This is a genomic window from Billgrantia endophytica, from assembly GCF_002879615.1.
Classification (GTDB): domain Bacteria; phylum Pseudomonadota; class Gammaproteobacteria; order Pseudomonadales; family Halomonadaceae; genus Halomonas; species Halomonas endophytica.
Genome location: NZ_PNRF01000043.1, coordinates 48,296 through 62,713 on the forward strand (window position 1 = coordinate 48,296; position 14,418 = coordinate 62,713).

The 14,418-nt window shown below is 64.7% G+C and carries 12 protein-coding genes; 7 read left to right on the plus strand and 5 right to left on the minus strand.

Going from position 1 to position 14,418, the window contains the following annotated elements; all coding sequences use genetic code 11:
* Positions 1 to 7: 7 nt before the first annotated feature.
* On the minus strand, positions 8 to 1,168 hold the full coding sequence (locus tag C1H69_RS20445; protein WP_102655236.1) for a fumarylacetoacetate hydrolase family protein: 1,161 nt from the start codon (positions 1,166 to 1,168) through the stop codon (positions 8 to 10).
* Positions 1,169 to 1,310: 142 nt separating this feature from the next.
* On the opposite strand from C1H69_RS20445, the gene C1H69_RS20450 reads away from it, so the two are divergent.
* The 6 genes from C1H69_RS20450 to nanR all read left to right on the plus strand — a co-directional run bounded on the left by C1H69_RS20450 (position 1,311) and on the right by nanR (position 7,311).
* Positions 1,311 to 2,075, plus strand: a complete 765-nt coding sequence (locus C1H69_RS20450; RefSeq protein WP_102655237.1) for an SDR family NAD(P)-dependent oxidoreductase — start codon at positions 1,311 to 1,313, stop codon at positions 2,073 to 2,075.
* 304 nt (positions 2,076 to 2,379) lie between these two features.
* On the plus strand, positions 2,380 to 3,381 hold the full coding sequence (locus C1H69_RS20455) for a sialic acid TRAP transporter substrate-binding protein SiaP (protein ID WP_102655238.1): 1,002 nt from the start codon (positions 2,380 to 2,382) through the stop codon (positions 3,379 to 3,381).
* Positions 3,382 to 3,444: 63 nt separating this feature from the next.
* The gene (locus C1H69_RS20460) at positions 3,445 to 3,987 is read left to right on the plus strand and encodes a TRAP transporter small permease (protein ID WP_102655239.1); all 543 of its coding nucleotides are present in this window, start codon (positions 3,445 to 3,447) and stop codon (positions 3,985 to 3,987) included.
* Between the two features lie 11 nt (positions 3,988 to 3,998).
* On the plus strand, positions 3,999 to 5,378 hold the full coding sequence (locus C1H69_RS20465) for a TRAP transporter large permease (protein WP_102655240.1): 1,380 nt from the start codon (positions 3,999 to 4,001) through the stop codon (positions 5,376 to 5,378).
* 67 nt (positions 5,379 to 5,445) lie between these two features.
* Positions 5,446 to 6,522, plus strand: coding sequence for an Ldh family oxidoreductase (locus tag C1H69_RS20470; RefSeq protein WP_102655241.1), 1,077 nt, complete (start codon positions 5,446 to 5,448; stop codon positions 6,520 to 6,522).
* A 63-nt stretch (positions 6,523 to 6,585) separates the two neighbouring features.
* Positions 6,586 to 7,311: a transcriptional regulator NanR gene (gene nanR / locus C1H69_RS20475; RefSeq protein WP_102655242.1), complete on the plus strand. Its 726-nt coding sequence runs from the start codon at positions 6,586 to 6,588 to the stop codon at positions 7,309 to 7,311.
* A gap of 30 nt (positions 7,312 to 7,341) precedes the next feature.
* Here nanR and C1H69_RS20480 read toward each other — a convergent pair whose 3' ends face one another.
* The 4 genes from C1H69_RS20480 to C1H69_RS20495 form a co-directional block, all read right to left on the minus strand.
* Positions 7,342 to 8,982, minus strand: a complete 1,641-nt coding sequence (locus C1H69_RS20480; protein WP_102655243.1) for a UxaA family hydrolase — start codon at positions 8,980 to 8,982, stop codon at positions 7,342 to 7,344.
* Between the two features lie 15 nt (positions 8,983 to 8,997).
* The gene (locus C1H69_RS20485) at positions 8,998 to 9,849 is read right to left on the minus strand and encodes a fumarylacetoacetate hydrolase family protein (protein ID WP_102655244.1); all 852 of its coding nucleotides are present in this window, start codon (positions 9,847 to 9,849) and stop codon (positions 8,998 to 9,000) included.
* A gap of 69 nt (positions 9,850 to 9,918) precedes the next feature.
* Positions 9,919 to 10,665: an SDR family oxidoreductase gene (locus C1H69_RS20490; RefSeq protein ID WP_102655245.1), complete on the minus strand. Its 747-nt coding sequence runs from the start codon at positions 10,663 to 10,665 to the stop codon at positions 9,919 to 9,921.
* A 180-nt stretch (positions 10,666 to 10,845) separates the two neighbouring features.
* Positions 10,846 to 12,423, minus strand: coding sequence for an aldehyde dehydrogenase (NADP(+)) (locus C1H69_RS20495; RefSeq protein WP_102655246.1), 1,578 nt, complete (start codon positions 12,421 to 12,423; stop codon positions 10,846 to 10,848).
* Positions 12,424 to 12,580: 157 nt separating this feature from the next.
* Here C1H69_RS20495 and C1H69_RS20500 point away from each other — a divergent pair, with 157 nt between their 5' ends.
* Entirely contained in the window at positions 12,581 to 14,383 is a 1,803-nt protein-coding gene (locus tag C1H69_RS20500) for an IlvD/Edd family dehydratase (protein ID WP_102655247.1), read from the plus strand.
* Positions 14,384 to 14,418: the final 35 nt, after the last annotated feature.

Consider the following 14,418-nt stretch of genomic DNA (forward strand, 5'->3'; position numbering starts at 1 on the left):
AAGGGGGTCAACACCGGGCAAGATGCTGCATCAGTTGACGGATGCCGAAGGTCCAGGGCGGCAGGCGGTCGCTGCGCCCGACACCGTTGACCAGGGCGCCCAGGCTGGGCGTGGCGATCGTCACGCGGTCGCCCGGGTGATGGGTGAAACCCTGGCCTCGAGCGTCGCGGTCCTTGATCGGCGAGAACATGGTGCCGAGAAACAGCATGAATCCGTCGGGGTACTGGTGATGGTCGCCGATGGTTTGTCCCACCAGGTCCAGCGGGTCACGGCTGATCTCGCGCATGTCGCTGGCATCTTCCAGGCGGAAATCGTCATCGGCTCCCTCGATACGCAGCGATACCTGGCACTGCCGTACGCTGTCCAGTGTGAACCGCTCGTCGAACAGGCGAATGAAAGGGCCAATGGAGCAGGAGGCGTTATTGTCCTTGGCCTTGCCCAGCAACAGGGCGCTCCGGCCCTCCACGTCACGCAGGTTGACATCGTTGCCGAGGGTGGCGCCCTTGACGTTCCCCCGGCTGTCCACCGCCAGCACGATCTCCGGCTCGGGGTTGTTCCATCGCGATGCCGGATGCAGGCCCACATCGGCACCGAAGCCCACCGATGACAGCGGCTGCGCCTTGGTGAAGACTTCCGCGTCCGGGCCGATGCCCACCTCCATGTATTGGGACCAGGCACCGCGGGCCTGGAGTGCCTCCTTCAGCGCCACGGCATCATCGGAACCGGGTTTGATCCGCGACAGGTCCCGGCCGATCAGTGCCTGCAGTTCGTCACGCAACTGACCGGCACGCTGGGGGTCGCCACCGGCCTGCTCCTCGATCACCCGTTCCAGCAGGCTGACCGCGAAAGTGACGCCACAGGCCTTGATCGCCTGAACGTCGCAGGGGGCCAGCAGGTAAGGCGTCGTCGGCGGGCTGGCGAGCGAGTTGGCCAGTAGCGTCTCGACCGGGCCCAGGGTGGGACCCCCTGCGCGGATCAGCTCGGCGAGGTCATCTCGTTCGAGCAGGTCCGCCATGGTGGGGCCGGCCCGGGTCAGGTCGAAGACCTCGCCGTCACGTACCCCGACCAGAGCCGGCCCTGGTCGGGGCGAGTCGAGCCAGGCACGGCCCACCAGCAGTGCATCCGGAAGGTCCACGGGGAGAAGGTCGATCGGCGAAAGGGGAATCATGGTGCCTCCAGGCGACGGAAACGGCGGCTGGCGCCCGGCCAGCAATCACCTATCCTGCTATTGAAATCGTGTTGTATGACAGGTATGCCATCGTCACTATAGCCTAAGGTTGGCGACCTAGTGATAGCCAGGGGGAAAGGGCATGTTCGATGAATTGAAAGGCAAGCGGGTACTGGTGACCGGTGCGAGTCGCGGCATCGGTGCCGCAGTGGCCGGCAGGCTCGGCACCCTGGGTTGCCGCGTGGCGGTCCACTATCACGCCAGTGAATCGGCTGCGGAAGCGGTATGCCGGACGATCCGGGAGGCTGGCGGCGACGCCTTCCCGATCAAGGGAGACGTCAGCCGCTCGAAGGAGGCGGCCGACATCGTCGACCGGTCCGCCGAGCAGCTGGGCGGGCTGGATCTGTTGATCAACAACGCGGGTGACATGCTGGGCCGGGTGAGTCTGGCCGATATGCATGATGACCAGTACGACAGGGTAATGGACCTCAATGCCCGTTCGGTGGTGATGGCCAGTCGTGCGGCGTTGCCTCATTTTCGCCAGGCCGGCGCCGGCAATATCATTCACACCACATCGATTGCCGCCCGCAACGGTGGTGGCTTGGGAGGCGGGCTCTACGGGGCGGCCAAGGGGTTCGTCAGCACTCTGACCCGCAACATGGCCAAGGAACTGGCGGGAGAGCGCATCCGCGTCAATGCGGTGGCGCCGGGAACGATTGCCACCGATTTCCATGGGCGCCATTCCAATGAAGCTCACCTGGCGGCGGCCCGGGTATCGATCCCCATGGGCAGGCTGGGCACCGCCGAGGAGTGTGTCGGCGCCTACCTGTTCCTGGCCACGGATGCGCTCAGCGGCTATGTGACCGGACAGGTGATCGAGGTCAACGGCGGGCAGTTGATGCCATGAACCGGTAATACATCGTCATCAACAGGGCGGGCGGCTTTGGTACGGCCGATACGCTGGCGAGGCTGCACGCCTGTCTACGGCCGAATGGGTCGAAACACCGGCGCGGGGACGATCGGGCCGCCATTGTGTGAAAAAGACTGGCCGACGTTGCATGGCAGACGATCAGCAGCTAGGTTTTAGCCAGGTGGTATGATACGTATACAACAAGACAGCACAGCAGGTCAGCGACAAGACAAGATATCCATCTCACCACCATCCCTACCCACACGAAGAACAACACCCAACAGGTCGTGAGGAAAACAAGATGAGTTACAAGAGCCAACGCCATCTCAAGCCGAGCCACATGGTGACTGCCGTCCTTATCGCCACTGGGATCGGCTTTGCCGGTACCGTGCAGGCTTCCCAGAACCTGCGTTTCGCCCACGTCTACGAGACCTCCGAGCCGTTCCACCAATGGGCGCTATGGGCCGCCGAGGAGATCAACGAGCGCACCGACGGCCGCTACTCGATCAACGTGCACCCGGCCTCGTCGCTGGGCAACGAGGAGGCCATCAACGAGGGCCTGACGCTGGGCACCGTGGATATCATTTACACCGGCGCACAGTTTGCCGGCCACGCCTACGGGCCGATAGGCATCGCCGGTGCGCCCTATATGTTCCGTGACTTCGACCACTGGCAGGCATATGCCGAGAGCGACCTGTTCGAGGAGATCGCCGCCGGCTTCGAGGAGGCCACCGGCAATGTACCCATCGCCCTCAACTATTATGGGGAGCGGCACGTCACTGCCAATGAACCGATCAACGTGCCCGAGGACATGGAGAGGCTGCGCATCCGCGTGCCGGGGGCGCCACTGTACATGATGTTCCCGAGGGCGGCCGGGGCCAATCCGACGCCGATTGCCTTCGATGAGACCTACCTGGCGCTGCAGCAGGGCGTGGTGGATGCCCAGGAGAACCCGCTGCCGGCAATTCGCGCCATGGCATTCCATGAAGTGCAGGAATACATCAACCTCACCGGCCACGTCACCGACTCGCTGATCACTATCGTCAGCGGGTCGCTCTGGGATCAACTCTCCGAAGAGGACCGTGAGATATTCCGTGAGGTGTTCCAGGAGGCCGCGGAGAACAATACCGCTGATATCGTTCAGGCCGAAGAGGAGCTGGTGGCGTGGTTCGAGGAGCAGGGCAACACCGTCAATGAAGTGGACCGTGAACCATTCCGTGAGATCACCGTGCCCTACCACCTCGGCGACGATGCCAACTGGGACGAAGAAACCTACGAGCGTCTGCAGGCCATCGGTCAGTGACGAGATCGCACCACGTAGGCCTGTGCTGCTCCACGCCGGGTGGCGCAGGCCGGGAGGATTGCCATGTCTCGCAAGCCCGACAAGCTCGACGCTGCCGTCGATCCGATGGCCGACTTCGAAGCGGCCTTCGATAGCGAGGCGTTTTGCTTCGGCGACTATGCGGTCGAGGACTACGCGGTACTGGTGGTGTTCTGGGCCCTGATCCTGGTCGTTTCCCTACAGTTCTTCACCCGCTATGTCCTTGGCGACTCGACCACCTGGACCGAGGAAGTCGCCCGTTACCTGCTGATCGTGATTGGCTTCGTCGGCAGTGCGATGGCGGTGCGCAAGGGGACTCACATCGTGGTGGAGTTCTTCTATCGCTACATGCCGGATTGGCTGGCTCGGCTGTTCGCCGGTCTGGCGGACCTGGTCAGTGTGGGGTTCTATCTGGCCATGGCTTGGGTGACCTATAAGCTGGCCGGCCGCACGGCCAGCATGATGGTCTCGGTCGATCTGCCCAAGAGTCTCGTCTACTACATCGTTTGCGCCGCCTTCGTGATGATGGCGCTGCGTGGTATCCAGCGGATCGTGATCCGCGCCCGCCTGGCACGACAAGAATCATGAGGTGCGCTTGAATGTCTCGACTCTCGATGTTGCGCTGGCGGGCCCCGGTCGTCACGCCGCTGCTGTCGGCACTGGCCTTGCTCGGTTGTGTGGTCCTGGCCCTTACCGGATACCACCTTTCGTTTCTGTTCTTCTCGCTGTTCACCATGCTGGTGCTGGGGGTGCCCATCGCCATCAGCCTGGCCGGCTCGTGCCTCATGTTCGTGCTGATCAGTGGCCAGGTGCCCGACATCGTCGTGGCCCACCGCATGATCAATGGCCTCGACAGCTTCCCACTGCTGGCGATTCCCTTCTTCATCTTCGCCGGCAGCCTGATGAACAACGCCGGTATCACCGGGCGGATCTTCGATTTCGCCAAGGCGGTGATGGGGTGGATGCGTGGCGGTCTCGGCCACGTCAATGTCGGCGCCAGCGTGGTATTCGCCGGCATGTCCGGGGCCGCCGTGGCCGATGCCGGTGGCCTGGGTACCGTCGAGATCAAGGCGATGAGGGATGCCGGCTATGACGATGAGTTCGCGCTGGGGATCACCGCGGCGTCGTCGACCATCGGGCCGATCATCCCCCCCAGCCTGCCGATGGTGATCTATGGCGTGATGGCCTCGGCCTCGGTGGGGCAGCTATTCGCCGCGGGGCTGGTTCCCGGGCTGTTGATGGCGCTCATACTGATGCTGATGATCTTCATCATTTCCCGCAGGCGAGGCTATACCGCCGATGCCATCTTCTCGTGGCGGGTGCTGGGATACACCTTCAAGCGCGCCATCCTGTCGTTGATGACGCCGATGATCATCATCGGTGGCATCATCACCGGTGCCTTCACGCCCACCGAATCGGCGGTGGCGGCGGTGGTCTATGCGTTGTTCCTGGGGGTGGTGTTCTATCGTACGCTTCGCTGGCGCCAGCTGCTCAAGGTCAGCATGGAGACCATCGAGACCACCGCGGTGATCATGTTCATCGTGGCGGCGGCATCGATCTTCGCCTGGATCCTGACGAGCAACCAGGTCACCCAGAACCTCGTGGCGCTATTGGGGCCCTTCGCCGACAGCAAGCTGGCCGTGCTGATGTTCAGTAATCTGGTGCTGCTCATCGTCGGCTGCTTCATGGAGACCATCGCCGCCATCACCATTCTGGTACCGGTGCTGCTGCCGATGGCCATCGCCGTGGGGGTCGATCCGGTGCACTTCGGGGTGATCATGGTACTCAACCTGATGATCGGCCTGCTGACACCGCCGGTGGGCATGGTGCTCTACGTGCTGACGCGGGTCGCCAACGTCAGCTTCGAGCAATGCATGCGCGGGACCATTCCGTTCCTGATCCCGCTGTTCCTCTGTCTGATGCTGGTGACCTTCATACCGTCGCTGTCATTGTGGCTGCCGACCCTGGTCTACCGCTAGCAAGGCGGCGATGGCTGGCGTTCCATTCGTTCGCCAGCACGATTTCGAGCCCTGGAGAGAGCACTCCATGCATGATACACAGCAGGATTTTCGCGTCGCCGCCGAGGACCTCGGCCGCTTCATGCGTGAGGCGCTCACCGCTGCCGGCGCCGACCAGGCATCGGCGGTCGCCGTGATCCGGGCGCTGATCACCGCCTCCCGCATGGGCACCGACAGCCATGGCCTGAGGCTGCTGCCGCATTATCTCAAGGCGCTCGAGGGTGGGCGAATCAAGGGGGCTCCGCAAATGGTCTTCCACCGGCGCCTGGCCGCCACCGGCTTTCTGGACGCCGATGGCGGCCTCGGCCATCTTGCCGGTTACACCGCCATGGAGCATGCCACGACCATGGCCGAGGAGATTGGCCTGGGAGCCGTTGCGGTGGGCAACTCCTCGCACTTCGGAGCCGCGGGCTGCTACGCCCTGGCTGCCGCCGAGCGTGGCTACATCGGCATGGCCTTCTGCAATTCCGACCCTTTCGTGCTGCTGCACCAGGGGGCAACGCCTTTTCATGGCACCAACCCGATCGCCTTCGCGGCGCCGGTGACGGACGGTTCTCCCTACCTGCTCGACATGGCGACGAGTTCGATTCCGTGGAACCGTGTGCAGCAGTTCGGTGCCATTGGCCGCGAGTTGCCCGACCAGGTGGCCGCCGACGCGGCGGGGCGGGTCACGCGGACGCCCGCCGAGGTCGCGGCGTTGCTTCCACTGGGTGGCAGCGACTTCGGCTTCAAGGGTGCCGGGCTAGGCGGCATGGTGGAGATCTTGAGTTCCACCCTCTCGGGAATGCGGCACGGCTTCCGGCTGTTGCCTATGGGCGGGCCGGACATGTCGACACCGCGCGGGGTCGGTCACTTCTTCCTCGCGATGAAGCCCGACGCCTTCGTCGAGGAAGGGACGTTTGCGCGTTGTCTCGCCGATTATCTGGCCGACTTGCGTGCCCGGCCTGCCACTGCCAATGCCCGGGTGCTCGCCCCCGGGGATCGCGAGTGGCGCTGCCAGGCGAGACGCGACGTCGAGGGCATTCCGCTCGATTCGGCGAACCAGTCCGCCTATGACGAACTTGCCAGGCACTACGGGGTGGCGCGGCTATCGCCACTCGCTTGAACGAAAGTCTCGAGAAATGCAGTAAAATGGCGGCGAATTCGAGGTTACCAGGAGAAAGTGGCCATGAGCAGATACCGGGTCGAGCGCAAGACGCTATCCGAACAGGTTGCCGAACAGCTCGAGGCGGAGATCCTCGAAGGGCGGCTCGGCGAGAACGATCAGCTACCTTCCGAGCGGGAACTGATGGAACAGTTCGGCGTAGGGCGGCCGGCGGTGCGCGAGGCACTGTTTTATCTGCAGCAGCTCGGGCTGATCGCCATCAACAGCGGTACCCGCGCCCGGGTCATTCGCCCCACCGCCGAGGCGGTGATGGCCAGGCTCTCCGGGGTGACCCGGCAACTGCTCTCCAAGCCCGATGGCCAGCAGTACTTCCAGGAAGCCCGCGCGATGTTCGAGATCTCGCTGGCACGCTACGCCGCTCGCCATGCCAGTGAAGAGGACCTCCAGCACTTGCGCGACGCGCTTCGGGACAACCGCGCTGCGGTCGGCGATGAGGCGCGTTTCAAGCGCTCCGACAACGATTTCCATGGCGTACTAGCGAGCATCGGCCGCAACCCGATCTTCGATGCCATCCATGTGGCGCTCTCTGAATGGCTCGATGACCGACGTGCGCAGGTTCTTCAGCAGAAGGATGAGGACAAGGCGGCTCTGGCGGCCCATATCGAAATCGTCGAAGCCATCGAGTCCCGGGATCCCGATGCCGCCGAGGCGGCCATGCGGCGTCACCTGGACCGCCACTACGGCACCTACATGCGGCTCAAGAAACGCCTGGCTCCCGTGGCGAAGTGATCGTCGACCGGACAGCGTGGCATCGGCGATTCACAGCGAGACACCGCGTTTCCAGGGTATGAAGTCGTACTGGGCCAGGCTGACCGCACGGGGTGGATGGCGCCCCGACGCCGTGTCGATGCACATTTCCAGGAGTCGGTCGGCCATCTCGTCGATCCATGCCTCGCCGCGAATGATCGGACCGGCGTCGAAGTCGATGACATCGCTCATACGCTGTGCCAGCTCGCTGTTGCTGGCGATCTTCAGTACCGGGGCGACCGGGTTGCCGGTGGGTGTGCCGAGCCCTGTGGTGAACAGGATCAGATTGGCACCGGAGCCTGCCAGGGCGGTGGTCGATTCCACGTCGTTGCCCGGGGTGCAGAGGAGGTTCAAACCCTTGCGGACGTGAGGCTCGGTATAATCGAGCACGTCGACGATTGGGCTGTCTCCCCCTTTCTTGGCCGCGCCGGCGGACTTCATGGCGTCGGTGATCAGTCCGTCGCGGATGTTTCCCGGCGAGGGATTCATCGAGAAGTCGGCTCCGACCCTGGCGGCGTGATTCTGGTAGGCCGTCATCAGTGTCCGGAACCGCTCGGCCACCGCATCGTCGGTGCAGCGGGCGATCAGTTCGTGCTCCACGCCACACAGTTCCGGGAATTCGCTGAGGATTCCGCTGCCGCCCAGCGCCACCAGTCGGTCGATCACCGCCCCGACCAGCGGGTTGGCGGAGAGGCCGGAAAAGCCGTCGGAGCCACCACACTCCACGCCGATCGTGAGCGCCGAGAGCGGGGCCGGCGTGCGCTCTACCCGGTTGGCCTCGGCCAGGCCGTCGAAGATGGTGATCAACGCCTCGCGAATCAGCGCCTCCTCGCTGGTGCTGGCCTGCTGTTCCAGGTAGTGCACCGGGCGCAGGCCACGAGGGTCCCGCTTGGCCACCGCACGGCGGAGCATTTCGATCTGCGCCTTCTGGCAGCCCAGGCTCAGCACCGTGGCGCCGGCCACGTTGGGGTGGCAGATATAGCCCGCGAGCAGTCGGCAGAGCGCCTGGGCGTCGTCATCGGTGCCGCCGCAGCCCAGGGTATGGGTGAGAAAGCGCACGCCGTCGACATTGGGGAACAGCCTTTCGCGGGTCGGTATGGGATCTTCCGTTGCCGAGGCGCCGTTCAGTAGTTCGCGGGCCATGCGTTTGTAGTCGCGATACGGGTCTTCCCCAAGGGCATCGGCCACGCTCTGGCGAAGCACCTCGATATTACGGTTCTCACAGAATACCAGCGGCACCACCAGCCACACGTTGGCGGTGCCCACCCGGCCGTCCGGGCGGTGGTAGCCATCGAAGGTGGCGTTCCGAAACCACGAGACATCCGGTGCCTGCCAGTTGCCGCGCCGGGCCTGGGGAGCGGTGGTGGCGGTGCTGTGCTCGGTATTCCCGGTGGTGATGGCCGCTCCCCGGGCAATCGGCCGGGTGGCGCGGCCCACGGTGACGCCGTACATGATCACGGTGTCGCCGGGTTGAAGGGCCTCGAGGGTGAACTTGTGCTTGTGATGGATGGCCTCGGCAAGCATGAAGCGTTGGCCATTGTCGTCGATCTCGCTGCCGGCGGGCAGGTCCTTCAGGGCCACGCGCACGTTGTCGGCGGCATGGACGCGAAGGCTCTCCAGGTGGCCAGTGTCACTGGCAATGTTCTGGCTCATGGCTTGGGCTCCGATTCAGTGCGGCGGGTCGGTGATAACGGTCTGGTGCTGCTCCCCGAGACCTTCGATACCCAGGCGCATGCGCTGGCCGGGCTTGAGGTAGACCGGCGGTTGCTGCCCCATGCCGACCCCCGGCGGGGTACCGGTGGAGATCACGTCGCCAGGCTGCAGGCTCATGAAACGGCTCAGGTAGCTGATCAGGAAGGGGACCCGGTAGACCATGGTGCGAGTGTTGCCGTCCTGGTAGCGGTGACCGTCCACTTCCAGCCACATGTCGAGCCGGTGGGGATCGGGCACCTCGTCCGGGGTGACCAGCCAGGGCCCCATGGGGCCGAAGGTGTCGCAGCCCTTGCCCTTGTCCCAGGTGCCGCTGCGTTCGAGCTGGAACTCGCGTTCGGAGACATCGTTGATCACGCAGTAGCCGGCGACATGCTCCATGGCCTCGGCCTCGTCGATATAACGGCCGCCCTTGCCGATCACCACGCCCAGTTCCACTTCCCAGTCGGTCTTCTGCGAATCCCGGGGGAGGATCACATCATCGTCGGGGCCGCAGATGGCGCTGGTCCACTTGCTGAAGACCACCGGCTCCGGGGGCACCTGGGCACCGGTTTCGGCAGCATGGTCGGAGTAGTTGAGCCCGATACAGATGAACTTGCCGACACGGCCGACGCAGGGGCCGAGGCGTGTCTCGGAGGGAACGGCGGGCAGACGTGAAACGTCGAGGTTCGCCAGGGTAATGAGCGTGTCGAGGCCGAGGTGCCGGCCGTCGATATCGGTCACGTGAGCCGACAGGTCGCGAATCACTCCCTCATCGTCCAGCAGGCCGGGTTTCTCTTGGCCCTGGGGGCCGAAGCGCAGCAATTTCATGTCGTAAGGACTCCTTGGTCTTGTCGGTCGTGCGCGAAGGGTGGGGGTCGGCTCCAGCGCAGGACGTCATCAGTTGAGCCAGCCTCCGTCGATGATCTGTACCGTACCGGTGGTATAGCCGGATTCGTCGGCGGCCAGATAGGTGGCCAGCGCGGCGATCTCCTCCGGGGTGCCCAGTCGACCCAGCGGCTGGCGGGCGATGAACTCGGCGTAGACGTCTCGCTCCTCGCGCTGCTGCAATCTTGCCTGGTCCTGGATGCGCTGGCGCAACGAAGGGGATTCGACGGTGCCGGGGCAGATGGCGTTGCAGCGGATACCCTGGCCGATGTAATCGGCCGCGACCGACTTGGTCAGGCCGATCACCGCGGCCTTGGAGGTGCCGTAGGCAAAGCGGTTGGGCACGCCCTTTAGACTGGAGGCCACCGAGGCCATGTTGATGATGCTGCCGCCATTGGGGAGCATGCCGGGCAATACGGCACGGATCACCCGGTACATGGCGGTGACATTCATGGCGAGCGAGAACTCCCAGTCAGCCTCGTCGCACGCCAGCAGCGCCCCACTGGCCACATGGCCGGCGCAGTTGAACAGGACGTCCAGTGGAGGCAAGGCATCTGCCAGCGCGCTCACGGCATCGGCATCGAGCACGTCGAGCCGTCGTATCTCGATGCCTTTCACGCCATCCAGTTCGAACAGTTTGTCGGCATCGATATCGGTGGCGATCACCGACGCCCCTTCCGCGGCGAAACGCAGGGCGGTCGCACGGCCGATGCCCTGGCCGGCGGCGGTAATCAGCGCCTTCTTGTTGTGTAATCGCATGGCGTTTCCATGACCGGCCGCCGGTCGCTGGCAAGCAAGACCTTGTTCGTCACGTCCGATTCGACACGGATGGCCCGGCTTGCTGGTATGATAGGATACTAGCCTGATAGCCATTCAAGTATGGCGGAGTTCATCGCAGTTGCCAACACAGGCCGCCCTCATGTCGTTCGCGACTGCCGTTCAGGCGTCGCGCTTTCCATCCATGAGCCGGCTGATACCCAGCGGATTGTCATCTCGCAGCGCCTCGGGCAAAAGGCCTTGGGGCAGGTTCTGGTAGCACACCGGGCGCAGGAAGCGCTGGATGGCGGCGCTTCCCACCGATGTGGTGCGAGAATCCGATGTCGCCGGAAAGGGCCCGCCGTGGACCATGGCGTGGCACACCTCGACCCCGGTGGGCCAGCCGTTGACGAGCACCCGTCCTGCACGGCGCTCCAGCGTGGGAAGCAGGGCTCTGGCCGCCTCGATGTCGCCATCGTCAAGCTGCAAGGTGACGGTGAGCTGTCCTTCCAGCCGTTCAGCGACCCGGTGCATCTCATCGCTATCGGTACATTCGATCACCAGCGAGGTGGAGCCGAAGACCTCCTCCTGCAGCACGGGTTCGGCGAGGAAGTCGGTGGCACTCGTGACGAACAGGCCCGACTGGCACCGGTTGGGCGTCTCTCCCACCTGACCACGAGCCACTTCACGTACCCTGGCGTGTGCCGATAGCGCACCGATGCCATTCTCGTAGGCGCTGTGGATACCGGGGGTCAGCATGACCTGGGCGGCGCTGGCTGCCACGGCCTTGCCCGCGGCCTCGACGAAGGTGTCCAGGTGCGGTCCCTTCACTCCGACCACCAGGCCCGGGTTGGTGCAGAATTGACCCGCGCCCATGTTGAGCGAGCCGACGAAGCCTTCCGCGAGGGCCTGGCCTCGGGCCTCCAGGGCCCGGGGCAGCAGGAACACCGGATTGATGCTACTCATTTCGGCGTAGACCGGGATCGGTTCGGGGCGCATCCGGGCGGTCGTCATCAGCGCCGTGCCGCCGCGCCGCGAGCCGGTGAAGCCCACCGCCTTGATGCGCGCATCGGAGACCAGTGCCTGTCCGATCTCGTTACCCGCACCGAACAACAGCGAGAAGACACCCTCGGGCAGCTGACACTTGGCGACGGCGGCCTGCACCGCGCGTCCCACCTGTTCGGAGGTGCCGGGGTGTGCCGAGTGGGCCTTGACCACCACCGGGCAGCCGGCGGCCAGGGCGGAAGCGGTGTCGCCGCCGGCCACCGAGAAGGCCAGCGGGAAATTGCTGGCGCCGAAAACGGCGACCGGACCCAGGGCGATATGACGCTGGCGCAGGTCGACTCGGGGCATCGGCTGACGCTCTGGAAGGGCCGGGTCGATGCGGACGTCCAGCCACTCACCGGCCCGCACCACGCTGGCGAAAAGGCGCAGCTGGCCGCAGGTACGGCCGCGCTCACCCTCGATGCGGGCCTGGGGCAGGCCAGTCTCCGCCATGGCGCGCTGAATCAGCGACTCGCCAGTGGCTTCGATCTCGCTGGCGATGGTTTCGAGGAAGGCCGCCCGCGCCTCCAGCGCTGTTTCCCGGTAGCTATCGAAAGCGGCCCATGCCAGCTCGCAGGCCAGCTCGACCTCGGCCTGGCCGGCTCCGGCGTATGCCGGTTCCAGCGGCTCGCCGGTGGCGGGATCGATACCACGAATCTTGCCTGCCTTACCGGAAACAGTCTGTTGTCCGATCAATGATTTGCCTTCCAGAGTCATGAGGGGGCTCCTGTTCTTCCGGGGAGGCCAGGGAGTCTGGCCGGGGCGTGAAAGTTGATGTAGCGGCATAAGCGTGCTACCTATCATGTCATCATACAACCCCGCGCCATTTCTCGCCGCCTCTCCACGGCTGCCTCGAGCCGTCAGGACTTGCCCCATGAAACAACGACAACGGATGACTCCCGATCAGCTGCGTTCGCGCTGGTGGTTCGACAATCCCGAACACCCGGGCACCACGGCGCTGTGCCTGGAGCGCTACATGAATTACGGCATCACGCTGGAAGAACTGGCCGACGGAAGGCCGATCATCGGGGTCTGCCAGTCGGGCTCCGACCTGACCCCCTGCAACCGGCATCACATCGAACTGATCAAGCGGGTCAAGGATGGCATTCGCGCCATGGGCGGCGTGCCCTTCGAGTTTCCCATGCACCCAATCCATGAGAACGCCCGTCGCCCCACCGCGGCCCTGGACCGCAACCTGGCCTATCTGGGCCTGGTGGAGGTACTACACGGCTATCCGCTGGATGGGGTGGTGTTGACCACGGGCTGCGACAAGACCACACCGGCGGCACTGATGGCGGCGGCCACGGTGAATATCCCGGCCATCGTGCTGTCGGGTGGGCCGATGTTGAACGGCTGGCGGGGTCATGAGCGCGTCGGCTCGGGCACCATCATCTGGGAGCTGCGCAAGCGCTTGGCCGCGGGGGACATCGACTATGCCGAGTTCCTTGCACGGACCACCGACTCGGCGCCATCGATAGGCCACTGCAATACCATGGGTACCGCTTCGACCATGAACGCCATGGCCGAGGTGCTGGGCATGAGTCTGCCGGGTTCGTCGCTGATTCCAGCGCCTTACAAGGAGCGCTCGCTCGTCGCCTATCAGACCGGTGAGCGTATCGTCGGGATGGTATGGGAAGACCTGCGTCCGCTGGAGATACTGACCCGTGAAGCGTTCGAAAATGCGGTCACGGTATGCTCGGCACTGGGCGGTTCCTCCAATGCTCCGATTCACGTCAACGCCATCGCCCGTCATGCCGGTGTCGAACTGACCAATGACGACTGGCAGCGCCTGGGCCACGAGATTCCGCTATTGGCCAATGTCATGCCGGCAGGCGCCTACCTGTGCGAGGAGTTCTACCGGGCTGGCGGAGTGCCGGCGGTGGTTCATGAACTTCTGGGGGCAGGGCGGTTCCATGGCGACGCCCTGACGGTCAATGGCCGCACCATGGCCAAGAGCATCGCGGGGCAGGAGACCCTGGATACCGACGTGATCCGCCGCTATGCCAAGCCGCTGGTGGAGCATGCGGGGTTTATCAACCTCAAGGGGAATCTCTTCGAGTCGGCACTGATGAAGACCAGCGTGATCTCGCGCGAGTTTCGCCAGCGTTTTCTGGCCGACCCGGCAGACCTCGACGCCTTCCAGGGTCGGGTGGTGGTATTCGACGGTTCCGAAGACTATCACGCCAGGATCGACGACCCTGATCTGGCCATCGACGAGCGCACCATACTGGTGATGCGCGGTGCCGGGCCCGTGGGCCATCCCGGAGGAGCCGAAGTGGTCAATATGCAACCCCCCGAAGCCTTGATCCGACGCGGCATCGAGGCGCTACCGTGTCTGGGCGACGGTCGCCAGTCGGGCACGTCGGGCTCGCCATCGATCCTCAACGCCTCGCCGGAAGCCGCCACCGGCGGCGGTCTGGCCCTGCTGGAGACCGGAGACCGGCTGCGCATCGACCTCAAGCGTGGCGAAGTGCGACTGTTGATCGACGACAGCGAACTCGATGCCCGGCGTGAGCGCCTGGAGGCGGCGGGTGGCTATCGCTACCCGGCGCATCAGACGCCCTGGCAGGAGATCCAGAGGAACCTGGTCGAACCGCTCGACCGGGGCATGACGCTGGCGCCGGCGACCAGGTATCGCGACGTGGCCCGGCGGAGCCAGCCACGGGACAACCATTGAGCGCCTGCGGGTTCATCCTGCTCGATCGGCGAGAC